This window comes from Nonomuraea sp. NPDC049504 (assembly GCF_040676845.1).
Lineage (GTDB): Bacteria > Actinomycetota > Actinomycetes > Streptosporangiales > Streptosporangiaceae > Nonomuraea > Nonomuraea salmonea.
The window spans coordinates 118,144-139,931 of sequence record NZ_JBFAPT010000003.1; the positions used below are offsets into that span (position 1 = coordinate 118,144).

At 71.7% G+C, this 21,788-nt stretch carries 27 protein-coding genes; 21 read left to right on the plus strand and 6 right to left on the minus strand.

Annotation, left to right across the window (positions count from 1 at the left end):
• Positions 1 to 12: 12 nt before the first annotated feature.
• Entirely contained in the window at positions 13 to 216 is a 204-nt protein-coding gene (locus AB0K28_RS06975; RefSeq protein ID WP_345401409.1) for a hypothetical protein, read from the minus strand.
• 408 nt (positions 217 to 624) lie between these two features.
• Here AB0K28_RS06975 and hisD point away from each other — a divergent pair, with 408 nt between their 5' ends.
• From hisD to hisF, 9 genes are read left to right on the plus strand one after another with little or no spacing between them, the layout of a single operon-like run.
• Entirely contained in the window at positions 625 to 1,941 is a 1,317-nt protein-coding gene (gene hisD / locus AB0K28_RS06980; protein WP_364366124.1) for a histidinol dehydrogenase, read from the plus strand.
• Positions 1,938 to 3,008 carry a histidinol-phosphate transaminase gene (locus AB0K28_RS06985; RefSeq protein WP_364366127.1) on the plus strand — a complete coding sequence of 357 codons (1,071 nt, stop codon included), beginning with the start codon at positions 1,938 to 1,940 and terminating at the stop codon, positions 3,006 to 3,008. Before hisD ends, AB0K28_RS06985 begins: the two co-directional genes overlap by 4 nt.
• Entirely contained in the window at positions 3,005 to 3,598 is a 594-nt protein-coding gene (hisB, locus tag AB0K28_RS06990; protein ID WP_345401418.1) for an imidazoleglycerol-phosphate dehydratase HisB, read from the plus strand. The genes AB0K28_RS06985 and hisB overlap by 4 nt, the downstream gene beginning before the upstream one ends.
• Positions 3,595 to 3,750, plus strand: coding sequence for a hypothetical protein (locus AB0K28_RS06995; protein ID WP_364366130.1), 156 nt, complete (start codon positions 3,595 to 3,597; stop codon positions 3,748 to 3,750). Before hisB ends, AB0K28_RS06995 begins: the two co-directional genes overlap by 4 nt.
• Positions 3,747 to 4,382: an imidazole glycerol phosphate synthase subunit HisH gene (gene hisH / locus AB0K28_RS07000; RefSeq protein ID WP_345409696.1), complete on the plus strand. Its 636-nt coding sequence runs from the start codon at positions 3,747 to 3,749 to the stop codon at positions 4,380 to 4,382. The genes AB0K28_RS06995 and hisH overlap by 4 nt, the downstream gene beginning before the upstream one ends.
• Entirely contained in the window at positions 4,379 to 4,720 is a 342-nt protein-coding gene (locus AB0K28_RS07005) for a hypothetical protein (RefSeq protein WP_364366133.1), read from the plus strand. The genes hisH and AB0K28_RS07005 overlap by 4 nt, the downstream gene beginning before the upstream one ends.
• On the plus strand, positions 4,721 to 5,443 hold the full coding sequence (priA, locus tag AB0K28_RS07010; RefSeq protein WP_364366136.1) for a bifunctional 1-(5-phosphoribosyl)-5-((5-phosphoribosylamino)methylideneamino)imidazole-4-carboxamide isomerase/phosphoribosylanthranilate isomerase PriA: 723 nt from the start codon (positions 4,721 to 4,723) through the stop codon (positions 5,441 to 5,443). It begins immediately after the preceding gene.
• Positions 5,444 to 5,463: 20 nt separating this feature from the next.
• Positions 5,464 to 5,874 (plus strand): Rid family hydrolase, encoded by a 411-nt coding sequence (locus tag AB0K28_RS07015; RefSeq protein WP_345401427.1) that lies wholly within the window; start codon positions 5,464 to 5,466, stop codon positions 5,872 to 5,874.
• Positions 5,871 to 6,632 carry an imidazole glycerol phosphate synthase subunit HisF gene (hisF, locus tag AB0K28_RS07020; protein ID WP_345401430.1) on the plus strand — a complete coding sequence of 254 codons (762 nt, stop codon included), beginning with the start codon at positions 5,871 to 5,873 and terminating at the stop codon, positions 6,630 to 6,632. The genes AB0K28_RS07015 and hisF overlap by 4 nt, the downstream gene beginning before the upstream one ends.
• Positions 6,633 to 6,638: 6 nt before the next feature.
• On the opposite strand, the gene AB0K28_RS07025 is transcribed toward hisF, so the two are convergent.
• From AB0K28_RS07025 to AB0K28_RS07035, 3 genes are all read right to left on the minus strand, one after another.
• Positions 6,639 to 8,000: a glutamine synthetase family protein gene (locus AB0K28_RS07025; protein WP_364366140.1), complete on the minus strand. Its 1,362-nt coding sequence runs from the start codon at positions 7,998 to 8,000 to the stop codon at positions 6,639 to 6,641.
• A 61-nt stretch (positions 8,001 to 8,061) separates the two neighbouring features.
• Positions 8,062 to 8,223: a hypothetical protein gene (locus AB0K28_RS07030; protein WP_345401436.1), complete on the minus strand. Its 162-nt coding sequence runs from the start codon at positions 8,221 to 8,223 to the stop codon at positions 8,062 to 8,064.
• Positions 8,224 to 8,420: 197 nt separating this feature from the next.
• The gene (locus tag AB0K28_RS07035) at positions 8,421 to 9,050 is read right to left on the minus strand and encodes a TIGR03085 family metal-binding protein (protein WP_345401439.1); all 630 of its coding nucleotides are present in this window, start codon (positions 9,048 to 9,050) and stop codon (positions 8,421 to 8,423) included.
• Between the two features lie 115 nt (positions 9,051 to 9,165).
• On the opposite strand from AB0K28_RS07035, the gene AB0K28_RS07040 reads away from it, so the two are divergent.
• Both AB0K28_RS07040 and AB0K28_RS07045 read left to right on the plus strand, forming a co-directional pair.
• Positions 9,166 to 10,974: an ABC transporter ATP-binding protein gene (locus AB0K28_RS07040; RefSeq protein ID WP_364366967.1), complete on the plus strand. Its 1,809-nt coding sequence runs from the start codon at positions 9,166 to 9,168 to the stop codon at positions 10,972 to 10,974.
• Complete coding sequence (locus AB0K28_RS07045; protein ID WP_345401442.1) at positions 10,971 to 12,752, plus strand: ABC transporter ATP-binding protein; 1,782 nt, start codon at positions 10,971 to 10,973, stop codon at positions 12,750 to 12,752. The genes AB0K28_RS07040 and AB0K28_RS07045 overlap by 4 nt, the downstream gene beginning before the upstream one ends.
• 77 nt (positions 12,753 to 12,829) lie before the next feature.
• On the opposite strand, the gene AB0K28_RS07050 is transcribed toward AB0K28_RS07045, so the two are convergent.
• Together AB0K28_RS07050 and AB0K28_RS07055 are read right to left on the minus strand one after the other, a co-directional pair.
• Positions 12,830 to 13,243, minus strand: coding sequence for an ATP-binding protein (locus AB0K28_RS07050; protein ID WP_364366144.1), 414 nt, complete (start codon positions 13,241 to 13,243; stop codon positions 12,830 to 12,832).
• A 4-nt stretch (positions 13,244 to 13,247) separates the two neighbouring features.
• A complete protein-coding gene (locus AB0K28_RS07055; protein ID WP_364366147.1) occupies positions 13,248 to 14,099 on the minus strand; it encodes an MEDS domain-containing protein in 852 nt (283 codons plus the stop codon).
• Positions 14,100 to 14,233: 134 nt separating this feature from the next.
• Between AB0K28_RS07055 and AB0K28_RS07060 the strand changes: the two genes are divergently transcribed.
• The 10 genes from AB0K28_RS07060 to AB0K28_RS07105 all read left to right on the plus strand — a co-directional run bounded on the left by AB0K28_RS07060 (position 14,234) and on the right by AB0K28_RS07105 (position 21,784).
• Complete coding sequence (locus AB0K28_RS07060; protein WP_364366150.1) at positions 14,234 to 14,569, plus strand: STAS domain-containing protein; 336 nt, start codon at positions 14,234 to 14,236, stop codon at positions 14,567 to 14,569.
• Positions 14,570 to 14,594: 25 nt separating this feature from the next.
• Positions 14,595 to 14,954 carry a phosphoribosyl-AMP cyclohydrolase gene (gene hisI / locus AB0K28_RS07065; protein ID WP_345409699.1) on the plus strand — a complete coding sequence of 120 codons (360 nt, stop codon included), beginning with the start codon at positions 14,595 to 14,597 and terminating at the stop codon, positions 14,952 to 14,954.
• A gap of 4 nt (positions 14,955 to 14,958) precedes the next feature.
• Positions 14,959 to 15,528: a Trp biosynthesis-associated membrane protein gene (locus tag AB0K28_RS07070; protein WP_364366153.1), complete on the plus strand. Its 570-nt coding sequence runs from the start codon at positions 14,959 to 14,961 to the stop codon at positions 15,526 to 15,528.
• A gap of 110 nt (positions 15,529 to 15,638) precedes the next feature.
• Positions 15,639 to 16,403 carry a DUF4190 domain-containing protein gene (locus AB0K28_RS07075; RefSeq protein WP_364366156.1) on the plus strand — a complete coding sequence of 255 codons (765 nt, stop codon included), beginning with the start codon at positions 15,639 to 15,641 and terminating at the stop codon, positions 16,401 to 16,403.
• A gap of 28 nt (positions 16,404 to 16,431) precedes the next feature.
• Complete coding sequence (locus AB0K28_RS07080) at positions 16,432 to 16,863, plus strand: DUF2752 domain-containing protein (protein ID WP_364366159.1); 432 nt, start codon at positions 16,432 to 16,434, stop codon at positions 16,861 to 16,863.
• A 122-nt stretch (positions 16,864 to 16,985) separates the two neighbouring features.
• Positions 16,986 to 17,825, plus strand: a complete 840-nt coding sequence (gene trpC, locus AB0K28_RS07085) for an indole-3-glycerol phosphate synthase TrpC (protein ID WP_345401460.1) — start codon at positions 16,986 to 16,988, stop codon at positions 17,823 to 17,825.
• A gap of 38 nt (positions 17,826 to 17,863) precedes the next feature.
• Positions 17,864 to 19,069, plus strand: a complete 1,206-nt coding sequence (trpB, locus tag AB0K28_RS07090) for a tryptophan synthase subunit beta (protein ID WP_345409700.1) — start codon at positions 17,864 to 17,866, stop codon at positions 19,067 to 19,069.
• An 87-nt stretch (positions 19,070 to 19,156) separates the two neighbouring features.
• Positions 19,157 to 19,951, plus strand: coding sequence for a tryptophan synthase subunit alpha (trpA, locus tag AB0K28_RS07095; protein ID WP_345401463.1), 795 nt, complete (start codon positions 19,157 to 19,159; stop codon positions 19,949 to 19,951).
• Positions 19,952 to 20,519: 568 nt separating this feature from the next.
• Positions 20,520 to 21,023 (plus strand): MauE/DoxX family redox-associated membrane protein, encoded by a 504-nt coding sequence (locus AB0K28_RS07100; RefSeq protein ID WP_355431813.1) that lies wholly within the window; start codon positions 20,520 to 20,522, stop codon positions 21,021 to 21,023.
• Positions 21,020 to 21,784 carry a thioredoxin domain-containing protein gene (locus AB0K28_RS07105; protein ID WP_345401466.1) on the plus strand — a complete coding sequence of 255 codons (765 nt, stop codon included), beginning with the start codon at positions 21,020 to 21,022 and terminating at the stop codon, positions 21,782 to 21,784. The genes AB0K28_RS07100 and AB0K28_RS07105 overlap by 4 nt, the downstream gene beginning before the upstream one ends.
• Positions 21,785 to 21,788 lie beyond the last annotated feature (4 nt).

The following is a 21,788-nucleotide window of genomic DNA, read 5'->3' on the forward strand; positions in this document are numbered from 1 at the left end:
GCGGGCAGGGGTCTACAGATGGTCAAGCGGCCTGTCTTCCGTACGCTCCACGAGCTCGGCGAGGTCCACGCCGTGCTCGCCGAGCTCGGCGACGGTGGCGCAGTATCCGCGCAGGTAGGTGCGGCCGTTGACGCGGTGGGAGACACGCAGGAGCGGGCGATCGTCCAAGATGATCGCCTCGACGAGCAGGCCGTCGGGCCCGTGCCACTGTCCCATGCCGGTAAGGGTAAAGGTCCGGACATAATGGACAGATAATGTCGGACGCCGCCGCCGGCGGCCCGCTCCCGGCCCCGCGCCGCGCGGCAGCGGGATTTCGTGGGCAAAAATCACGCAACGTCACCTTGTGGTGCCCCAAAGTTTTTCTTGAAGAAGTGCGTTAGAGGGCGCGCCTGCGGGGCAGTGGAGTTTCCCCTGGCTTTCCCCGGCCGTGGCCGTACCCCCGTGACGGCCACGGCGCCGGCCCCGGCAGGCCCGGTCCGGGGTCATGACGGCCGCGAGGGGCGTGCGTCGGCGAGCGCCGCCCCCGCGGCCGTCGGCTCTTCCAGCGGGCGTCACTCGGGCGAGCAGCCTGTCCGCATGGTGGACGCCGCCTGAATCGGAGCCCGGACTCCGTAGACTGTTGGGGTGATTTCCCGTATCGACATGCGCGGTTCCCTGCCGGCGAACCTGCGCGACGTGCTGCCCCGCGCCGAGCTCGACGTCGAGGCCGCCCTGGAGAAGGTGCGGCCCATCTGCGACGAGGTGCGCCATCGCGGGGCGGCAGCCGTACGGGAGCTGACCGCCAGGTTCGACGGTGTCGAGATCGCCTCCGCCCGCGTCCCCGCCGAGGCCCTGCGCGACGCGCTGGCCGGGCTCGACCCCCGCGTGCGCGCCGCGCTGGAGGAGTCGATCAGGCGGGCCAGGCTGGTCCACCGCGACCAGCGGCGCACCGACGCCACCACCCAGGTCGTGCCCGGCGGCACGGTCTCCGAGCGGTGGGTGCCCGTCGACCGGGTGGGCCTCTACGTCCCCGGCGGCCGCGCGGTCTATCCGTCGAGCGTCGTGATGAACGTCGTGCCCGCCCAGGAGGCGCGCGTCGGCTCCCTGGCGGTGACGAGCCCCGCGCAGAAGGAGTTCGGCGGCCTGCCGCACCCCACCATCCTGGCCGCGTGCGCGCTGCTCGGCGTGGACGAGGTCTACTCCGTGGGCGGGGCGCAGGCGGTGGCGATGTTCGCCTACGGCACCGAGGAGTGCGAGCCCGCGACCATGGTCACGGGCCCCGGCAACATCTGGGTGGCCGCGGCCAAGCGGCTGCTCAAGGGCCGCATCGGCATCGACTCCGAGGCCGGCCCCACCGAGATCGCGATCCTCGCCGACGAGAGCGCCGACCCCGTCCACGTCGCCGCCGACCTGATCAGCCAGGCCGAGCACGACACGATCGCCGCCGCCGTGCTGGTCACCACCAGCCCCGAGCTGGCCGACGCGGTCGAGAAGGAGCTGCCCGGCCAGGTCTCGGCCACCCGCCACTCCGAGCGCATCACCGAGGCGCTGAGCGGGCGGCAGTCCGGCATCGTGCTGGTGAGCTCGATCGACGACGGTCTCAAGGTCGTCGACGCCTACGCCGCCGAGCACCTGGAGATCCAGACCGCCGACGCGGCGGCCGTGGCGGCCCGGGTGCGCAACGCCGGCGCGATCTTCGTGGGCCCCTACTCGCCGGTCTCGCTCGGCGACTACCTCGCCGGGTCCAACCACGTGCTGCCCACCGGCGGTTGCGCCTGCCACTCCAGCGGCCTGTCGGTGCAGTCGTTCCTGCGCGGCATCCACGTCGTCGACTACACCCGCGAGGCGCTCGCCGGGGCGGCGGCCCACGTGTCGGTGCTGGCCGACGCCGAAGACCTGCCCGCACACGGCGCCGCGATCCGCGCCCGATTCGACTGGCGAGTGCCGACGGAGACCGCGTGAACCTCGACGACCTGCCCATCCGCGACGATCTGCGCGGCAAGACGCCCTACGGCGCGCCGCAGATCGACGTCCCCGTACGCCTCAACACCAACGAGAACCCCTACCCGCCCTCGCCCGCGCTGGTCGCCGACCTGGCCAGGGAGATCGGCGAGCGGGCCGGCGAGCTCAACCGCTACCCCGACAGAGACGCGACCGAGCTGCGCGCCGACCTGGCCGCCTACCTCGGTCACGGCCTGACGCCCGCGCAGGTGTGGGCCGCCAACGGCTCCAACGAGGTGCTCCAGCAGATCCTCCAGGCATTCGGCGGCCACGGCCGCACCGCCATCGGGTTCGAGCCCTCCTACTCCATGCACCCGATCATCACCGGCGGCACCAGCACCGAGTGGATCAGGGCGACGCGCGAGGAGGACTTCTCGATCGACCCCGGCAAGGCGGTCGCCGCGATCGAGGAGCACCGCCCCGACGTGGTGTTCCTGACCTCGCCCAACAACCCGACGGGCACGGCGCAGCCGCTGGAGACCATCGAGGCTGTGCTGTCGGCGGCTCCCGGCATGGTGGTGGTCGACGAGGCCTACGCCGAGTTCGCCCGTGAGGGCACGCCGTCGGCGCTGACCCTGCTGCCCGCCCACCCGAGGCTGATCGTCACCAGGACGATGTCGAAGGCGTTCGCGATGGCCGGCACCCGCGTCGGCTACCTGGCGGCGCACCCGGCGGTGGTCGAGGCGCTGCTGCTGGTGCGGCTGCCGTACCACCTGTCCACGCTCACCCAGGCGGCGGCGCGGGTGGCGCTGCGCCACCGCGGCGAGCTGCTCGGCACGGTCGACGCGCTGCGCCGCGAGCGTGACGACACGGTGGCCTGGCTGCGCGGCAAGGGCCTTCAGGTGGCCGACTCCGACGCCAACTTCGTGCTGTTCGGGCGCTTCCCCGACCGGCGCGGGGTGTGGGAGGGGATGCTGGAGCGCGGCGTGCTCATCCGCGAGGTGGGCCCGCCCGAGTGGCTGCGTGTGTCGATCGGCACGGGCGAGGAGATGGCGGCCTTCCGCGCCGCCCTGGAAGGAGCAATGTGAGCCGCGTAGGTCGCGTCGAGCGTGTCACGAAGGAGACCTCGGTCCTGGTGGAGGTCGGCCTCGACGGCACCGGCCGGGTCGAGGTGGCCACCGGGGTCGGCTTCTACGACCACATGCTGGCGCAGCTCGGCAAGCACGGACTGTTCGACCTGACGGTCAAGACCGAGGGTGACCTCCACATCGACTCCCACCACACGATCGAGGACACCGCGCTGGCGCTGGGCGCCGCGTTCCGCGAGGCGCTGGGCGACAAGTCCGGCATCCGGCGGTTCGGCAGCGCATCGTGCCCGCTGGACGAGTCGCTCGCCCAGGTCACCGTCGACCTGTCGGGCCGCCCCTACCTCGTGCACACCGAGCCCGAGGGCATGGCGCCGATGATCGGCCCCGAATATGACACGACGATGACCCGCCACATCCTGGAGTCGTTCGTCGCGCAGGCGGCCATCTGCCTGCACGTCCACGTGCCCTACGGCCGCAACGCGCACCACATCGTCGAGGCCCAGTTCAAGGCGCTGGCCAGGGCGCTGCGCGAGGCGTCCGAGCTCGACCCGCGGGCCAGCGGGGTGCCGAGCACCAAGGGCGTGCTATGACCGACAACCTGCTCGCCGGGGTGATGGTGTTCATCGGGCTGTTCCTGGGCGGCGGTGTGTTCTCCCTGGCCAAACAGGGGCTGAAGATCGGCGCGGCGATCTGCGCGGTCGGCGCGGTGATGGCGATCACGGCGGGGGTGTTGTGGTGGTGAAGAAGAACGTCGTGGTGCTCGACTACGGCTCGGGCAACCTGCGCTCGGCCGAGCGTGCCCTGGCCAGGGCGGGCGCCGAGGTGACGGTGACGTCCGACGTGCGGGCCGCGCAGGAGTGCGACGGCCTGGTGGTGCCAGGAGTGGGCGCGTTCGCGGCCTGCATGGCGGGCCTCACGTCGGTGCGCGGCGAGCAGATCATCGGCCGCCGCCTGTCGGGCGGCCGGCCGGTGCTGGGCATCTGCGTCGGCATGCAGATCCTGTTCGCGCGCGGCGTCGAGCACGGCGTCGAGACCGAGGGCTGCGGCGAGTGGCCGGGCACGGTCGAGCGGCTGGAGGCGCCCGTGCTGCCGCACATGGGCTGGAACACGGTCAAGGCGCCCGCCGGCAGCGTGCTGTTCGAGGGGCTCGACGCCGACACCCGCTTCTACTTCGTGCACTCCTACGGCGTGCGCGACTGGGTGCTGCGGCCCGGCGACGGGTTCGCCGAGCCGGTCGTCACCTGGGCCGAGCACGGCGTGCCGTTCGTCGCCGCCGTGGAGAACGGCCCGCTCATGGCCACCCAGTTCCATCCGGAGAAGTCCGGCGACGCCGGAGCCGCCCTGCTGCGAAACTGGCTGAAGGCGCTGACGTGAGCAAGGAGCGTGCGCGCCGCAGGGCGGAGCGGGAGGCCGAGCGGGCGCGCGCGATCCGGGCCAACGAGGAGCGGCAGGCCCGCGCGGTCAGGCGCCGCGCACTGCTGACCCGCCTGACGCCCCGTCCGATGGCACGGCCGGTGCGCTTCTACCGGCAGGGCGGCCTGCTCGCCCGCCGCCACCGTGCCCAGAACGCCGTGGTGGCGCTCGGCTTCCTGCTCGTCCAGGCGATCGCGTGGCTGGTGTGGGGGTCGTTCCCGATCAGCTTCGCGGTCCTGGTGCTGTCGGTGCTGTTCGTGCCCGTAGTCGTGACTCTCGCTTTCGACCGGAGGACCTGAATGTCTCTCACATTGCTGCCCGCCGTCGACGTCGCCGACGGCCAGGCCGTACGCCTGGTGCAGGGCGAGGCCGGCACCGAGACCGGCTACGGCGCGCCACTGGCCGCCGCGCTGGCCTGGCAGGAGGCGGGCGCGGAGTGGGTCCATCTCGTGGACCTCGACGCCGCGTTCGGCCGCGGGAGCAACCGGGAGCTGATCACCGAGGTGATCGGCAGGCTCGACGTCAACGTGGAACTGTCCGGCGGCATCCGCGACGACGACTCCCTGGCCGCGGCCCTGGCCACCGGCTGCAGGCGGGTCAACATCGGCACCGCCGCGCTGGAGAACCCGTCCTGGTGCAGCAAGATCATCGCCGAGCACGGTGACCGCATCGCGGTCGGCCTCGACGTGCGCGGCACCACGCTGGCCGCCCGCGGCTGGACCGAGGAAGGCGGCGACCTGTGGGAGGTGCTCGACCGGCTCGAGGCCGACGGCTGCCCCCGCTACGTCGTCACCGACGTCACCAAGGACGGCATGCTCCAGGGCCCCAACCTCGACCTCTACCGCCGCATCCTGGCCCGCACCGACAAGCCCGTGGTGGCCAGCGGCGGCGTTTCCAGCCTGGATGACCTGGTCTCTCTCGCGTCCCTCGTCCCCGACGGACTGGAGGGCGCCATCGTGGGCAGGGCCCTGTACGCTCACGCGTTCACCCTGGAAGACGCGCTAGCCGCGGTACGCGTGTAGCTGTGCCGGGAGGGGGCGAGATGAGCATCAGCAGCATCGGCATGGAGAGCACCGGTTACCGGGTGTTCTCGGGCGGCATCTGGGAGGAGAAGTACGGTTACGCCCGCGCGGTGGTGGCGGGCGGGCGAGTGATCGTGTCCGGCTGCACGGCCACGGTCGACGGAGAGGTACGCCACGTCGGAGACCCGCATCGGCAGGCCCTGACCGCGATCGAGATCGCGCTCGAAGCCGTCCTGATGGGCGGCCTGACGCGTGAGGACGTCGTCATGGTCCGCTACTACGTGGTGGAGCAACGTCACTTCGACCCCGTGGGCAAGGCGATCCACGCGGTCTTCGCCAAGGTGCGCCCCGCGTGCACCGGCGTACGGGTGGCCGGGCTGGTCGACCCGAGAATGCTGGTAGAGATCGAGATCGAGGCACTGCGAACATGACCGTGGCGGTAAGAGTCATCCCCTGTCTCGACGTGGACGCCGGGCGCGTGGTCAAGGGCGTCAACTTCGAGAACCTGCGCGACGCGGGCGACCCCGTCGAGCTGGCCAGGCGCTACGACGAGGAGGGCGCCGACGAGCTGACCTTCCTCGACATCACCGCCTCCTCAGGGGAGCGCGAGACCATGCTCGACGTCGTGCGCAGGACGGCCGAGCAGGTCTTCATCCCGCTGACCGTGGGCGGCGGCGTGCGGTCGGCCGACGACGTCGACCGGCTGCTGCGGGCGGGCGCCGACAAGGTGTCGCTCAACACGGCCGCCATCGCCAGGCCCGAGCTGCTCACCGAGGCGTCCAGGCGGTTCGGCGCGCAGTGCGTCGTGCTGTCCGTGGACGCCAGGCGGGCGCCGGGGACGGCCAGCGGCTTCGAGGTGACCACCCACGGCGGGCGGCGCGGCACCGGCATCGACGCGGTGGAGTGGGCGGCCAGGGGCGAGGAGCTGGGCGCCGGCGAGATCCTGCTCAACTCGATGGACGGCGACGGCACGCTCGACGGCTACGACCTGGAGATGCTGCACGCGGTCAGGGCGGCCGTACGGGTACCGGTGATCGCCAGCGGCGGCGCCGGCCGCCTGGAGGACTTCCCTCCGGCCGTGGCGGCGGGCGCCGACGCGGTGCTGGCGGCCAGCGTGTTCCACTTCGGCACGCTGAAGATCTCCGAGGTCAAGGAGACGCTCAGGAACGCGGGCCACCCCGTCCGCTGAGCGGGCTCAGAACACCCGCAGGTGGTGGAAGAGCTCGTAGGAGGTGTCCTTGCCGGCGAACGCCGCGGCCTCGGACCGCTTGACGGCCAGATACGCGCTGCGCCGCAGCGGTCCGAGCGCCTCCATGAGCACCTCGTCGGCCTCCAGCGCGTCCAGCGCCTCGTCCAGTGAGGACGGCAGGCGCGGATAGCGGCCAGGCCGGGTGTCGGGGTCGACCTCCACCGCCTCGCCCGGGTCGAGCTTGCGCCTGATGCCGTCGAGGCCGGCGTGGATGACCGCGCCGAGCGACAGGTAGGGGTTGGCCGCCGAGTCGGACGGCTTCAGCTCCAGGTTGGGCTCGCCGCTCTCGCCCAGCGGGGAGCAGACGCGCACGGCGGCCTCGCGGTTGTCGGGGCCGTACACCGCGTACGCGCTCGCCCACATGCGCGGCGCCAGCCGGCGGAAGCCGTTGACGCTGCCGCAGGTCAGCGCCGTCAGGGCGGGCAGGTGGGCGAGCAGGCCGCCGATGAAGCCGTCACGCACCTCGTTGTCGGAGGCGAAGACGTTGCGCGTGTCGCTCCACAGCGACAGGTGCAGGTGGGCGCCGTTGCCGGCCTGGTCGGCCAGCGGTTTGGGGGCCAGCGAGGCCCACATCTGCATGCGCAGCGCCACGCCGCGCACAGTCTCGCGGTAGAGGACGTGGTTGTCGGCGGCGCGCAGCGCGGGCGCGTGGCGGATCGACAGCTCCTGCTGGCCGGGGCCGAGCTCGGGATGGTAGTGCTCGACGCGCAGCCCCTGTGTCTCCAACGCGCGTACCAGCTTGATCGCGTAGTCGTGGGCGGTGTCGAAGCCGATCGCCGCGTAGCAGAGCGAGTCGTCGATCGGCACCAGCCGGTCGGGCCCGCCCGACGGGTCGGGCAGCCGGCGGCCGAGCGTGAACTCCGGCTCGAAGGCCGCCTCCAGCGTGTAGCCCTCGGCGCGCAGCTCCGCGACGGCGTCCTTCAGGAACGTGCGGGGGCAGGCCGCCCACGGGGAGCCGTCGGGCATGCGCAGGTCCGACAGCATCGCCGCGGCGCCGGGCGCGTACGGCAGCGGGACGTACGTGGTGGCGTCGGGCACGATGCGCACCTCACCCACCGGGCCCATGTGCTCGACCTCCTGCAACTGGTCGAGCATGTTCATCGCCATCATGGCCACCGTGTGGCCGATGCCCGAGCTGAGCCGCTCGGCCAGCCGGGACCGTGCCGCCGCCTTGCCGCGGATCACGCCTGCGTGGTCGGCGTACAGGAAACGGATCAGCTCGATGCCCTCGAGCTCGGCTCGTTCGAGGACGCGCCTGGCGGCGGCGTCGAGCTGATGAAGTCTGGTGCCGGTGAGGCGATCTGTCATCCTGTCTGCGTAACACGATTGGGCAGCGCGGGGAAGCACCTCACGCAGACAGAACCACCCGTCAGGTCAGCACACTCGAGAAGAACACCGCCAGCTGATTGGCTCCGTGGACGATTCCGTCGAACACACCGTTGACCGCGGCGGCGGCTTGGGCCGGCCGGGTGAACAGGTAGAAGACCACGAACGCGACAGCCACGTAGGTGATCACCTTCTTGACCTGCATGGGGGGCCTCCTGCAGTTCGTTCCCAGCCGTATATACCCGAGTCTGGGCGATCCTTAGGCATCTCTGAAGATGTACATGATCCTAACCGGGGGGCTTCTTTCCTATGCCATGGTAAGGGCAGCGGACGGCGCGCGAGCGCCTGCCCCGCCGGTTTTTCCGCGCATCCGAAACCCTCGGCCGCCCTGACCCGGGAAGGTCAGACGCCCAGGGTGGCCTCGCGCAGCGCGGCCACCGCGGCCGGATCCCCGGTGAGCTCCACCCGGGCGTGTTCCTGCCGCCCGAAGCAGAACATCAGCAGCTCCGCCGCCCTGCCGGTGACCTCGACCCGGGCGTGTCCCTTGGGGCCGCCGAGCACCACGCCGCCGCCGAGCCGGTGCAGCACCACGCCGACGGGCGACTTGCGCAGCATCAGCCGGGCGCCGGTGGAGACCCGCTTCCAGATGAGCCGCTCGAGGTCCTCGGGCAGCTCGCGCGGCTCCCAGCCCGGCTGGGCGCGGCGCACGTCCTCGTGGTGGACGAACATCTCCAGCGTGTTGACCGCCTCGTCGAGCGCGGGCAGCAGGCCGTAGACGCCGCCCGGCTTGCGGACCAGGCCGACCAGCTCGGGGTAGGGGTGGCGGTCCTTCAGCCGCCGCTGCACCGAGGCGGTGTAGCCGGCGAGCGGCTTGAGCGCGATGCCGCCCATGGCGTCGGGCCTGCGCTCGCGCAGCGCGAGGTGCGCGGCCAGGTCGTAGGTGGTCCAGCCCGTGCACAGGGTCGGCGCTTCGGGGCCGAGCCGGTCGAGCAGATCGCAGAGCGCGGTGCGTTCGCCACGAGCGTGAGTCACGTGATCAGCCTACCGCTGGGAATAACCGACTGATCGGGCGTGATAGTGACATACGTACAAACAACAGACATGAGAGGAAACCCACCGAGTGGCGAGCAAGGTCACCTCGGCCGTGATGCGTCAAGGACTCCGCGTCCTTGGGGTGGCCGTTCGCACCGAGAAGCTGGTTTTCACCCTTGCGGTGCTGGCCAGCGCCGTCTACGGCGGCATGACGGTCGCCTCCGCCTCCGCCCTCGGGTGGGCGTCCCAGAACGTGGTGCTGGCCGCGTTCGCCGACGGCGAGGTCGCCGCGGGCGCGATGTGGACCGGCGTGTTGCTCATCGTCGGCGCCGCGCTGCTCAAGGCGATCGGCGTGGCGGGGCGCCGCATCCTGGCCGGCGTCCTGCAGTACCGCATGCAGGCCCGCTCCCGCCGCGACGTCACCAAGCAGTACCTGCGGCTGCCGCTGGCCTGGCACCACCGGCACCCCACCGGGCAGCTGCTGTCGAACGCCAGCGCCGACGCCGAGGCCGCCTGGGCGCCGCTCGCGCCGCTGCCCATGGCCGTCGGCGTGATCGTCATGCTGGTCACCGCGGCGGTCGCGATGGTGGTGACCGACCCGGTGCTGGCGCTCGTGGGCTTCCTCATCTTCCCGGCCATCGCCGTGCTCAACCTGCTCTACCAGCGCAGGCTCAGCCCCCTGGCGACCCGCGCGCAGCAGCTGCGCGCCGAGGTCAGCGAGATCGCGCACGAGAGCTTCGACGGCGCGCTCGTCGTCAAGACGCTCGGCAGGGAGGAGCTGGAGACCGACCGGTTCCGGCGGCGCGCCCACGAGCTGCGCGACGCCAACATCGCCGTCGGCCGCGTACGCGGCCTGTTCGACCCCATGCTGGAGGCGCTGCCCACGCTCGGCGTGCTCGCCGTGCTGGCCGTCGGCGCGGCCCGGCTGTCCGCGGGCGCGATCGACCCCGGCGGCCTGGTGGAGGTGGCCTACCTGTTCACGCTGCTGGCCTTCCCCATCAGGGCGCTCGGCTGGGTGCTGGCCGAGCTGCCGCGCAGCGTCGTCGGCTGGCAGCGGGTGCAGGCCGTGCTCGACGCCGACGGCTCCATGGAGTACGGCACCGCCGCCGCCACGGCCTCCGACGCCCCCGCCGAGCTGAGCGTCAGCGGGGTCTCCTACGCCTACGGCGAGGCCCAGGTGCTGCACGACGTCACCTTCGACGTCCCCGCCGGGCGCACCGTCGCGCTGGTCGGCCCCACCGGGTCGGGCAAGTCCACGCTCGTGCAGCTCCTGGTGCGGCTGGTGGACCCCGACTCGGGGCGGGTGCTGCTCGACGGCGTGGACCTGCGCGAGCTGCCCTACGGCGCCGTGGCCGCCTCCGTGGCGCTGGTGCCGCAGCAGACGTTCCTGTTCGACGACACGGTACGCGGCAACGTCGCCCTCGGTGTCGAGGTCTCCGACGACGACGTCTGGGCCGCCCTGCGCCTGGCCCAGGCCGACGGCTTCGTCGGCCGGCTGCCCGACGGCCTCGCCACCCGCGTCGGCGAGCGCGGCGCCTCGCTGTCCGGCGGCCAGCGCCAGCGCCTGGCCCTGGCCCGCGCGGTGGCCCGCCGCCCCCGACTGCTCATCCTCGACGACGCCACCTCCAGCGTGGACCCGCAGGTCGAGGGCAAGATCCTGTACGGCCTGCGGGACGCCGCCGAGGCGTCCACCGTCGTGGTCGTCGCCTACCGGATGGCGACCATCGCCCTGGCCGACGAGGTCGTCTACCTCGACCACGGCCGCGTCGTCGACCGCGGCACCCACGACGAGCTGATCAAGCGCTGCGACGGCTACCGCAACCTGGTGACCGCCTACGAGCGCGAGGAGGCCGAGCGCACCGCGATCGAGCTGTCGGACATCGACGCGGACATAGACATCGAGGAAGAAGGGGTCAGCGCATGACCGCGCAGAGCATCCACGGCAACGCCGAGCGCTCCGCGCTGGCCACGATCCGCCAGGGCCTGTCGCTGACGCCCGAGTTCCGCAAGGGCCTGCTCGGCACGCTGGCGCTGGCCGTGATCGCCACCCTGGGCAAGGTCATCGTGCCGGTCGCGGTGCAGCAGACCATCGACACCGGGCTCAAGAACGGCACGCCCGACGTCTCGTACATCACCAAGGCCGTGGTGATCTGCGCCGCCGCGGTGGTGCTGACGGCCCTTGCCGGGTACGTCATGAACGTCCGCCTCTACAAGGCCACCGAGTCCTCGCTCGCCACCCTGCGCGTCAGCGGCTTCCGCCACGTGCACGACCTGTCGGTGCTCACCCAGAACACCGAGCGCCGCGGCGCCCTGGTCTCCCGCGTCACCAACGACATCGACCAGATCAGCACGTTCATGCAGTGGGGCGGGTTGATGATCATCGTGTCGTTCGGCCAGCTCTTCGTGGCCACGGTGCTGATGTTCGTCTACTCCTGGCAGCTCACGCTGCTGGTGTGGGTCTGCTTCATCCCGCTGATGATCGCCCTGCCGCGCTTCCAGCGGCTGCTGTCGCGGGCGTACACGACCGTGCGCGAGCGCACCGGCGACATGCTGGCAGCGGTCAGCGAGTCGGTGGTCGGCGCCGCCGTCATCAGGGCCTACGCCTCCGAGCGGCGCACCGCCGAGCGCGTCGACCGGGCCGTGGACGCCAACAGGAAGGCCCAGGTTCGGGCGCAGACCATCGTCGGGTTCGTCTTCCCGCTGACCGAGATCGTGGCCGCGGTCGCCATCGCCGGCATCGTGCTGCTCGGCGTGCAGCTCGGCCTGTCGGGCGGCATCACGCAGGGCGAGCTGGTGGCGTTCCTGTTCCTCGTGACGCTGTTCGTCTCGCCGCTGCAGACCGCCACCGAGGTGCTGAACGAGGCCCAGAACGCGGTCGCGGGCTGGCGCCGCATCCTCGGCGTGCTCGACACCCCGCCCGACGTCGCCGACCCGGGCGAGCAGGGCGTGGTGCTGCCGCGCGGCCCCATCGAGGTGGCCTTCGAGGAGGTGCACTTCTCCTACCCCGGCGGCGCGCCCGTGCTGCGCGAGATCACGCTCGCCATCCCGCCGCGCTCGCGGGTGGCCGTGGTGGGGGAGACCGGCTCGGGCAAGACGACGTTCGCCAAGCTCCTGACCAGGCTCATGGACCCGGCGGCGGGCCGCGTCACCGTGGACGGCCACGACCTGCGGAACGTGCGCTTCTCCTCGCTGCGCGAGCGCATCGTCATGGTGCCGCAGGACGGCTTCCTGTTCGACGGCACGCTGGAGGACAACATCCGCTACGGCAAGCCGTCGGCCACCACCGAGGAGATCGAGCTGGCGCTGACCGAGCTGGGCCTGGCCGACTGGCTGGAGGGCCTGCCCGCGGGCCTGGCCACGCCGGTCGGGCAGCGCGGCGAGTCGCTGTCGGCGGGGGAGCGGCAGCTCGTCGCGCTGGCCCGCGCCTACCTCGCCGACCCCGACCTGCTCCTGCTGGACGAGGCCACCTCCGCCGTCGACCCGGCCACCGAGGTACGCCTGGCCCGCGCGCTAGAAGGCGTCACCAGGGGACGCACCGCGATCTCCATCGCCCACCGGCTGTCCACCGCGGAGAACGCCGACGAGGTGCTGGTCTTCGACGCGGGCCGCCTGGTGCAGCGCGGCCCGCACGCCGAGCTGGTCGGCGCGCCCGGCGTGTACGCCGACCTGCACGCCTCCTGGGTGTCGGCGGCCCGCTCATAGGAGGGCGCTCCTATGAGGGCGGTCTGAGGAGGGCGTCAGAGGAGGGCGGTCAGAGGAGGGCGGTCAGAGGAGGGCGGTCAGAGGAGGGCGGCGGTCGGCTCGCGGTTCGGCGCGTCGCTCAGCAGCGCTGAGAACATCACCGTCGTGCCGGCCGGCCCCGACACGACCATCACCTGGTCGCACAGCATGCCGGTCAGCCACAGCCCCCGCCCGCGGAAGTCGAGCCCCTCGGGCGGGCGCCCGTCGCCCATCCACCCGGCGGGCAGCCCCGGGCCCTCGTCGCTGACCTCGCACCACAGCCGGCCGGCGTGCGACCACAGCCGCAGCCGGCCGTGGCCGCCGCCGTGCAGGACCGCGTTCGTGACGATCTCGTTGACCGCCAGCACGAAGTCCTCCAGGCCGCGGCCGGTCAGCCCCTCGGCCCTGGCGTGCTCGGTGACGCTCCTGCGCAGGAGCGTGATGCGGCCGCGGGCGAAAGCGGTGCAGAGCACCCGTCTACACATCGTCCGCCCGTCGTACGGCGATGTACTCGTCCGCCCCGATCAGCCGCAGCACCCGGGCCATCGGGTCGCGGCACAGCACCGTCGTCGTGCCGCGCGGCCTGGCCATCGCCGTCATCGTCAGCAGCTGGGCCGAGCCCGCGTCGATGAACTCGAGCCCGGCCGCGTCGATCACCACCTCGCCCGGCTCCTTCTCCAGCCGCTCGAGCAGGGAGGCGAACGCGGGCCTGTTGGTCAGGTCGACGTCGCCCCACACCCGCAGCCCCGACTCGGCGTGCGCGAAGCGCAGCAGCGCCTGCTCGGGGGAGATCGGGTGCACGGCGGCGGCGCGGTCGAGGGCGTCGCGGGGGAAGACGCCGCGGTCGTACTGGCAGACCGCCGCCAGCCAGCCCTCGCCGAACAGCTCGTTGACGGCCGCCTCGAACGCCTCGTGCCCCGGCACGTCGCCCAGCCCCCAGGAGGCGTCGACCAGCGCGTACACGCCGTGCCTGCCGTCCCTGCGCGCCTGGTCGCGGGCATCGGCCAGCTCGGCGTGCAGCCGCGCGGGGTCGAGGAAGCCGTCGGTGAAGTGGGTGTCGGCGCAGGCCAGGATCTTGATCTGGCCGGCCTGCTCGGCGTCGGCGAACCCCGGCACCAGCGGCGCCAGCCACCCGCGCGTGCGCTCGGGGGTGTCGGTGTGGGTGATGATCACCACTTTGGTACGGCGGCGCAGGCCGTTCACGGTGAACGCCCGCGTGAACGTCATCCGCTCCCGCTCGCCGTCGAACGGCAGGCAGACATGATCGCCCAGATCCGGATCCAGGACGGAGCCCGCGACGTGCACCACGATCCTGCCCTCCCCTAGCACGCGGTCGAGTCAAAAAGTACTCGCCCGGATGTGATCACGTACCGCATTCTCAGCAAAACGCACGGTGATCCGGTCCGGTCCGGTGTACGTTTTCGGCGGAGCCGCCCACGGGAGGGGTTATGAGGAGCATGGGCGTGGATGTGCTGGAGATGTCGCGACACCATCATGGGAGTTCGGTGGTGGTGAGGCTGGCGGGGGAGATGGACGTCGACAATGTCTCCCAAGTGCGGAAATGTCTGGACGAAGCGGTCGCCGCTCACGACTCCAAACTCGTCGTGGATCTGACAGCGCTGACTTTCATCGACACCACCGGCCTCGGCGTGCTGGTGCGGCTGCTCGCCTCGCTGCGCGAGCGCGACCGCACGATGGCGCTCGTCGCCCCCGACGGCCAGGTGCTGCGCAGGCTCCGCAGGACGAACCTCGCACCGCTCTTCCCCATCTACGACACCCTCCCCGAGGCGCTCGCCTGACGGCGGGGGCGCGGCGGTGGCCTGGTTGAATGGCAGCATGTCCCTCGACCCGAAGATCGCCGCGCGGTTGAAGCGCAACCCCGACGGCCTGGTGCCCGCGATCACCCAGCAGTACGACACCGGCGAGGTGCTTATGCTGGCCTGGATGAACGACGAGGCCCTGCATCGGACGCTCACCACCGGCAGGGCCACCTACTGGTCGCGCAGCCGCCAGGAGCTGTGGGTCAAGGGCGGCACCTCGGGCAACGTCCAGCACGTCAAGTCCGTGGCGCTCGACTGCGACGGCGACACCCTGCTGGTGAAGGTCGACCAGGTCGGCGCCGCCTGCCACACCGGCGACCGCACCTGCTTCGACGCCGACCAGTTCGAGATCGTGATCGGCTGACACCATGCGCAGCGACAAGCGGGAGCTGTGGATCTGGGTCGCCGCGACCGCGCTCGGCTGCCTGCTGGTGCTCGTCGCGGCCGGGCAGGACTGGGCGCGGGTGCTCCAGAGCGGCGTGGCCGCGCCCACCGGCGGCGACCTCAGCCCCGTCCTCACCCCCGTGGCGCTGGCCGGGCTCGCCGGGGTGGTGGCCGTGCTCGCCAGCAAGGGCACCGGCCGCCGCGCCGTCGGCGCCGTGCTCGCCCTGTGCGGCGCGGGCGCCGCGGCGGCGACCTGGACGGCGCTCGGCGCGTCCAATGTCACCGGCTGGCTCGCCGAGCAGAACGCGCTGCGCGGCGCCACCGACGTGCCGTGGGAGACCGCGCCGCTGTGGCCCGCCGTCGCGGCGGCGGGCGCGCTGCTGATGCTCGCCGGCGGCGTCACCGCGATCGTGCGCGGCGCCCGGTGGGCGGGCATGTCCGCCCGCTACGACCGGGCCCAGGACACGCCCGGCGAGGCGAAGGCGCAGGTCACCGACGACAGGGCGCTCTGGGAGGCGCTCGACAGGGGCGACGACCCCACAGAAGGCCGCTGAACACGGCCCGATGTCGAAACCTCCACTGTTCTGAGTCCTTGTCTTCTTGGCAAAGAATTCCTCACTAAGCTGCCGTATCAACTCGCCACGAATGATTGAGGAGCCAGCTCATGAGCTACGGGGATCAGAGCGGTAGCGGCGGCTACGGCGCGCAACCACCGGGCGGCGGCTACGGGCAGCAGCCCGGCTACGGGCAGCAGCAGCCGGGCTACGACGGAGGCTATGGTCAGCAGGCCCAGAGCGGCGGCTACGGCCAGCAGCCCCCGAGCGGAGGTGGCGGGTACAACCAGCAGCCTCCCAGCGGCGGCGGCGGCTACGGCCAGCAGCCGCAGAGCGGGGGCGGCTACGGTCAGCAGCCGCAGAGCGGCGGAGGTTACGGTCAGCAGCCGCAGAGCGGCGGAGGTTACGGTCAGCAGCCGCAGAGCGGCGGTGGCTACGGTCAGCAGCCGCAGAGCGGCGGTGGCTACGGTCAGCAGCCGCCCAGCTACCCGCAGGACCTCGGCTACGGCCAGATGCCCCCCAGCGGCGGCTACTCCCAGCAGCAGGGCTACGGCTACGACCAGCAGCAACAGGGCTACTACGGCGCGCCCCAGCAGACCCGCTCCACCAACGGCATGGCGGTCGCCTCGCTCGTCCTCGGCATCATCGGCCTGGTCTTCTGCGGGCTCACCAGCATCCCCGGCGTGATCCTCGGCCACATCGCGCTCAACCGGATCAAGCGCACCGGTGAAGAGGGCTCGGGCATGGCCGTCGGCGGCCTGGTCACCTCCTACATCACCGTCGTGCTCTGGGTGCTGGGCTGGATCATCTTCGGCGGCATGCTGCTCTCGCTCATCGGGCTGAGCACCGCGGCCACCGCCACGTACGACTACTGAGCATCCAGGAAAGGCGGATACTGAGGACATGAGCCACGCGACAACCGAGCGGACCGGCACGCGGCGCCTGAAGGTCCTGCTCCCGCCGCTCGGCGTCGCGGCCGTCACCTGCTCGGCCTTCGTGGTCGCCGCCGTGGTCGACCCCAACGAGCCAGGCCACTACCCGACCTGCCCGTTCCTGTGGGTCACCGGCCTCTACTGCCCGGGTTGCGGCACGCTGCGCACCATGCACGCGCTGGCCCACCTCGACCCCGTGGCGGCGCTCGGCCTCAACCCCCTGCTGGTGGTCATGCTGCCGATCCTGCTGTTCTGGTGGGGGCGCTGGGTCGTGCGCGCGTGGCGGGGCAGGTCCATGAGCACCGCCGTGCCCCACCCGGCGTGGCTGTGGGCGTTCATCGTGGTCGTCATGGTCTACTGGGTAGTCCGTAATCTGCCTTTCGGGGCGTTCCTCGCCCCATAGACGGGGACCGGTGGTGAGGGCGCCTCGCTGAGGCCGATACCATCGCAGGACAAGGCAGAGAGCGGACGCCGACGCGAACTCTCCGCCACACCCCCAGAAGCCGACCGGAGGGACCTCAGCGCGTGAGTGAGCGGACGGAAGGGCCGAGTGTCCTCGACGACATCCTCGACGGGGTGCGCGCCGACCTCGCCGCACGTCAGCAGGCCGTCTCGATTGACGAGCTCAAGCAGCGAGCCGAGCGGGCGCAGCCGCCCAGAGACGCCATGGCCGCGCTCGGGGGCGACCGCATCTCGGTGATCGCCGAGGTCAAGCGCTCCAGCCCGTCGAAGGGCGCGCTCGCCGCGATCGCCGACCCCGCCGCGCTGGCGGCCGACTACGAAGCGGGCGGCGCCCACGTCATCAGCGTGCTCACCGAGCGCCGCAAGTTCGGCGGCAGCCTCGACGACCTCGCCGCCGTCCGCGCCCGGGTCGACATCCCGATCCTGCGTAAAGACTTCATCCTCACCTCCTACCAGCTCTGGGAGGCCCGCGCCCACGGCGCCGACCTGGCCCTGCTCATGGTCGTCTGCCTGGAGCAGGAGGCGCTGGTCTCGCTCATCGAGCGCGCCGAGTCCATCGGGCTGACCCCGCTGGTCGAGGTGCACACAGAAGAGGAGCTCGAGCGGGCCGTCGCGGCCGGCGCGCGGGTCATCGGGGTCAACGCGAGAAATCTCAAGACACTCGAGGTCGACCGCGACGTCTTCGCGAAGATCGTGCCCAAGATCCCGGATAATGTCATCAAGATCGCGGAGTCGGGCGTGCGCGGCCCGCACGACCTGCTCGCCTACGCCAGGGCCGGCGCCGACGCCGTGCTGGTGGGCGAGAGCCTGGTCACCGGCAAGGATCCGCGCAAGGCAGTGGAGGCGCTGGTGACCGCCGGTGCTCATCCGTCGACGCGCCCCGACCACTCAGCAGAGGGATAGCAGTGGCAAACGAAGGCACCATCCTGACCGCCGCCGACCTGGCGGGCAACGGCGCGCACGGCGACGACCCCGACGTGCACGGCAAGTTCGGCATCTTCGGTGGCCGATACGTGCCCGAGGCGCTCATCCCGGCGCTCGACGAGGTGGCCGCGGTCTACGAGAAGGCCAAGAACGACGCGCAGTTCATCAAGGAGTTCGACCACCTGCTGCGCACCTACGCCGGCCGTCCCACCACGCTGACCGACGTGCCGCGCTTCAGCGAGCAGGCCGGCGGCGCGCGCGTCATACTCAAGCGCGAAGACCTCACCCACACCGGCGCCCACAAGATCAACAACGTGCTGGGCCAGGCGCTGCTGACCAAGCGGCTGGGCAAGAAGCGGGTCATCGCCGAGACCGGCGCCGGCCAGCACGGCGTGGCCACCGCCACCGCCGCCGCGCTGCTCGGCCTCGAGTGCGTCATCTACATGGGCGCCGTCGACTGCGAGCGCCAGGCGCTCAACGTCGCCAGGATGAAGCTGCTCGGCGCGACCGTGGTGCCCGTCACCAACGGCTCCCAGACACTCAAGGACGCCATCAACGAGGCGTTCCGCGACTGGGTGACCAACGTCGACACCACCCACTACCTGTTCGGCACCGTCGCGGGCCCGCACCCGTTCCCCGAGATCGTGCGCGACTTCGCGCGCATCATCGGCGTCGAGGCCCGCCGCCAGATGCTCGAGCTGACCGGCCGGCTGCCCGACGCGGTCTGCGCCGCCGTCGGCGGCGGCAGCAACGCCATCGGCGCCTTCCACGCCTTCATCGGCGACGAGGGCGTCCAGCTGCACGGCTACGAAGCCGCAGGCCACGGCCTGGAGAGCGGCGAGCACGCGCTCACCCTCACCGCCGGCTCGGTCGGCGTGCTGCACGGCTCGCGCACCTACGTCCTGCAGGACGACGAGGGCCAGACCATCGAGTCCCACTCGATCTCCGCCGGCCTCGACTACCCCGGCGTCGGCCCCGAGCACGCCTGGCTCAAGGACACCGGCCGCGCCACCTACCACGGCGTCACCGACGACCAGGCGATGGCCGCGTTCTCGCTGCTGGCCAGGACCGAGGGCATCATCCCCGCCATCGAGTCCTCCCACGCGCTCGCCGGCGCGCTCGAGCTGGGCCGCGAGCTCGGCCCCGAGGCGATCATCCTGGTCAACCTCTCCGGGCGCGGCGACAAGGACATGGGCACGGCCATGAAGTACTTCAACCTGTGACACCGCCGGCCCGCTGACGCCCGAAGGCTTCGGGCCGGGCGCCGAGCAGGGCATCATGGTGGGATTCGACCTTCGGAACGGACGGACATGACGACTCTTCAGACGGTCTTCGCCAAGGCGAAGGCGGACAACCGGGCCGCGCTCGTCGGCTACCTGCCCGCGGGCTTCCCGTCGAAAGACGGCGCCGTCGCCGCCGCCGCGGCCCTGGTGGAGGCCGGCTGTGACGTCATCGAGATCGGCCTGCCCTACTCCGACCCGCTCATGGACGGGCCGACCATCCAGGACGCGGTGCACCGCTCGCTCGTCAACGGCACCCGCATCGCCGACGTCATGCGCACCGTCGAAGGCGTGGCCGCCACCGGCGCCGCGACGCTCGTCATGACCTACTGGAACCCGATCGACAAATACGGCGCCGACCGGTTCGCCCGCGACCTCGCCAACGCCGGCGGCGTCGGCACCATCACGCCCGACCTGACGCCCGAGGAGTCCGAGCCCTGGCGCGCGGCCTCCGCCGCGGCCGGCATCGACACGGTGTTCCTCGTCGCGCCCAGTTCCACCGAGCAGCGCATCAAGGCCGTCGTCGACTGCTGCACCGGGTTCGTCTACGCCGCCTCGCTCATGGGCGTCACGGGCGCGAGGGAGACCGTCAACGTCGCAGCCCAGGGCCTGGTCGAGCGTACCCGCGCCCACACCGAGCTGCCCGTCTGCGTGGGCCTCGGCGTCGGCACCGGCGCCCAGGCAGCCGAGGTGGCCGGCTACGCCGACGGCGTGATCGTGGGCTCGGCCTTCATCCGCCGCATCCTCGACGCCCCCGACGAGGCGGCCGGCCGCGAGTCGATCGCCACCCTGGCCCGCGACATGGCGAAGGGCGTCCGCCGCTGACGCCTCGGCGCGGCCTGTACGGGGCCGCGCCGGGCCGATCGCTCCGCCACCCGGCTCTGGGCTGCGCGCGGCTGACCTGGCTCCGCCACCCGCGCCGGCACGCGTACCATCGGCTTGGCACGCCGCATCGGACGTGCGGCCACGGCCACCACCTTTGACGTGCGAGGGCCCGCCCCCACCGGTTGCGAGGTGCGGAGGCACCGGTCGGGCTCGTGCCGCTCGCGGTGGGGTGCGCCGTTGGCCTGCCTCCCGCCCCTGGGCGAGGCTCGGCCGCCACCTCGCACGTGCTGACGCCCTGCGCGCCTTGCCGCCGTCCTTCGGCGTGGCCGGCAGGGCTCGCCCTGCCTTCGCGCCAGGAGGGTGCGTTGCGCGCGCGTTCCTGACGTTCCGGACGGGGGATCGATCTTTGCCCGGTTGAGGGTGGGTTGCGGCGAACCTCCCAGTTCAGCGGCAGGATACGCGCTTAGCTGACGCTTATCCCGGACGTGATCGGATAGTCGCGGGTACTGTGCGCTTTCCGGCGCAGAGAAAGAGGAGAACACTAGTGGCCGCGTCACAATCGTCACTGATGGCGAGAACGGCGATACCCTGGGTGACGACCGTCGCCCGGCTGGTTCTGGGCGGGGTGCTGATCGCGGCGGGCGCGCTCAAGATCGGCAACCCGGCCGACTCCGTGGTCGCGGTCAAGGCGTACCAGCTGCTGCCGGAATCGATCGCCGTCGCGGTGGGCTACGCACTGCCCATCCTGGAGATCGTGGTCGGCGTGCTGCTGGTCGTCGGTCTGCTGACCAGGGCGGCCGCGGTGATCGCCGCACTGCTCATGTTCGCGTTCGTCTTCGGCATCGCCTGGGCGTGGGCGAACGGCCTGCGGATCGACTGCGGCTGCTTCGGCGGCGGCGGCCAGCTGGGTGCCGGACAGGAGCCGACCTACCTGCTCGACATCCTGCGCGACTTCGGCCTCGTGCTGCTCGGCGCGTGGGCCGTGCGCTTCCCGCCGGGCCGTTTCGCGCTCGACGGAGCTCTCGGTCTCGGGGGCGACAATGGTGTTGATGAGGGGGAGGACGAAGGATGAGCAAGGGCGAGCGCACCAAGACCAAGTCACAGTCCGCGCGCGACAAGATCAAGGCGCAGCAGGCCGCCCAGCGGGCCCGCGACAAGCGCCGCCGCATCGTGACGTACACCACCGCGGGCGTGGTCGCCGTGGCGGCCGTCGGCCTCGGTGCGTGGTACGCCGCGAGCACCTCGCGCTCCGAGGAGGCCCTCGGCGCCCTCGCGCCGATCACCGTGCAGTCCGACGGCACCGCGGTGATGGCCCAGAACGGCGTCACAGGGCCGGTCGTCGACATCTACGAGGACTTCCAGTGCCCGGCCTGCAAGGAGCTCGAGCGCGTCAGCGGCCAGACCTTCAAGAACCTCGCCGCCGAGGGCAAGGCCAAGGTCGTCTATCACCCGATCACGATCTTCTCGCAGGACCCGACGCGGGCCAACTCCGTACGCGCCGGCAGCGCGTCCCGCTGCGTCGCCGACGGCAAGCAGTGGATGGCCTTCCACGACCTGCTCTTCAAGAACCAGCCTCCGGAGACCGAGGAGGGCTTCCTGCCCGACCAGCTCAAGCAGTGGGGCAAGGACGCCGGCGTCGACACGCCCGGCTTCGACCAGTGCGTGACCAGCAACAAGAACGCCGACGCGCAGTTGGCGTACAGCAAGAAGGTCAGCGAAGAGCAGAAGCTCGATCACACGCCGACAGTGAAACTGAACGGAACAGAAATAGACAATCAGGTACTGTTCAGCCCGTCGCAGCTGCGTGATGAGATTACCGAGGCGGCCAAGTAGGCCC

Bases quoted from the DNA above. Each gene is read 5' to 3' on its own strand.
- AB0K28_RS07045 (WP_345401442.1), top strand. From the start codon at position 10,971: ATGACCGCGCAGAGCATCCACGGCAACGCCGAGCGCTCCGCGCTGGCC.
- AB0K28_RS07070 (WP_364366153.1), top strand. From the start codon at position 14,959: ATGCGCAGCGACAAGCGGGAGCTGTGGATCTGGGTCGCCGCGACCGCG.
- priA (WP_364366136.1), top strand. From the start codon at position 4,721: ATGTCTCTCACATTGCTGCCCGCCGTCGACGTCGCCGACGGCCAGGCC.
- AB0K28_RS06975 (WP_345401409.1), bottom strand. From the start codon at position 216: ATGGGACAGTGGCACGGGCCCGACGGCCTGCTCGTCGAGGCGATCATC.
- AB0K28_RS07025 (WP_364366140.1), bottom strand. From the start codon at position 8,000: ATGACAGATCGCCTCACCGGCACCAGACTTCATCAGCTCGACGCCGCC.
- AB0K28_RS07015 (WP_345401427.1), top strand. From the start codon at position 5,464: ATGAGCATCAGCAGCATCGGCATGGAGAGCACCGGTTACCGGGTGTTC.
- AB0K28_RS07075 (WP_364366156.1), top strand. From the start codon at position 15,639: ATGAGCTACGGGGATCAGAGCGGTAGCGGCGGCTACGGCGCGCAACCA.
- trpA (WP_345401463.1), top strand. From the start codon at position 19,157: ATGACGACTCTTCAGACGGTCTTCGCCAAGGCGAAGGCGGACAACCGG.
- hisF (WP_345401430.1), top strand. From the start codon at position 5,871: ATGACCGTGGCGGTAAGAGTCATCCCCTGTCTCGACGTGGACGCCGGG.
- AB0K28_RS07080 (WP_364366159.1), top strand. From the start codon at position 16,432: ATGAGCCACGCGACAACCGAGCGGACCGGCACGCGGCGCCTGAAGGTC.
- AB0K28_RS07105 (WP_345401466.1), top strand. From the start codon at position 21,020: ATGAGCAAGGGCGAGCGCACCAAGACCAAGTCACAGTCCGCGCGCGAC.
- AB0K28_RS07100 (WP_355431813.1), top strand. From the start codon at position 20,520: ATGGCGAGAACGGCGATACCCTGGGTGACGACCGTCGCCCGGCTGGTT.
- AB0K28_RS07040 (WP_364366967.1), top strand. From the start codon at position 9,166: ATGCGTCAAGGACTCCGCGTCCTTGGGGTGGCCGTTCGCACCGAGAAG.
- AB0K28_RS06995 (WP_364366130.1), top strand. From the start codon at position 3,595: ATGACCGACAACCTGCTCGCCGGGGTGATGGTGTTCATCGGGCTGTTC.
- AB0K28_RS07030 (WP_345401436.1), bottom strand. From the start codon at position 8,223: ATGCAGGTCAAGAAGGTGATCACCTACGTGGCTGTCGCGTTCGTGGTC.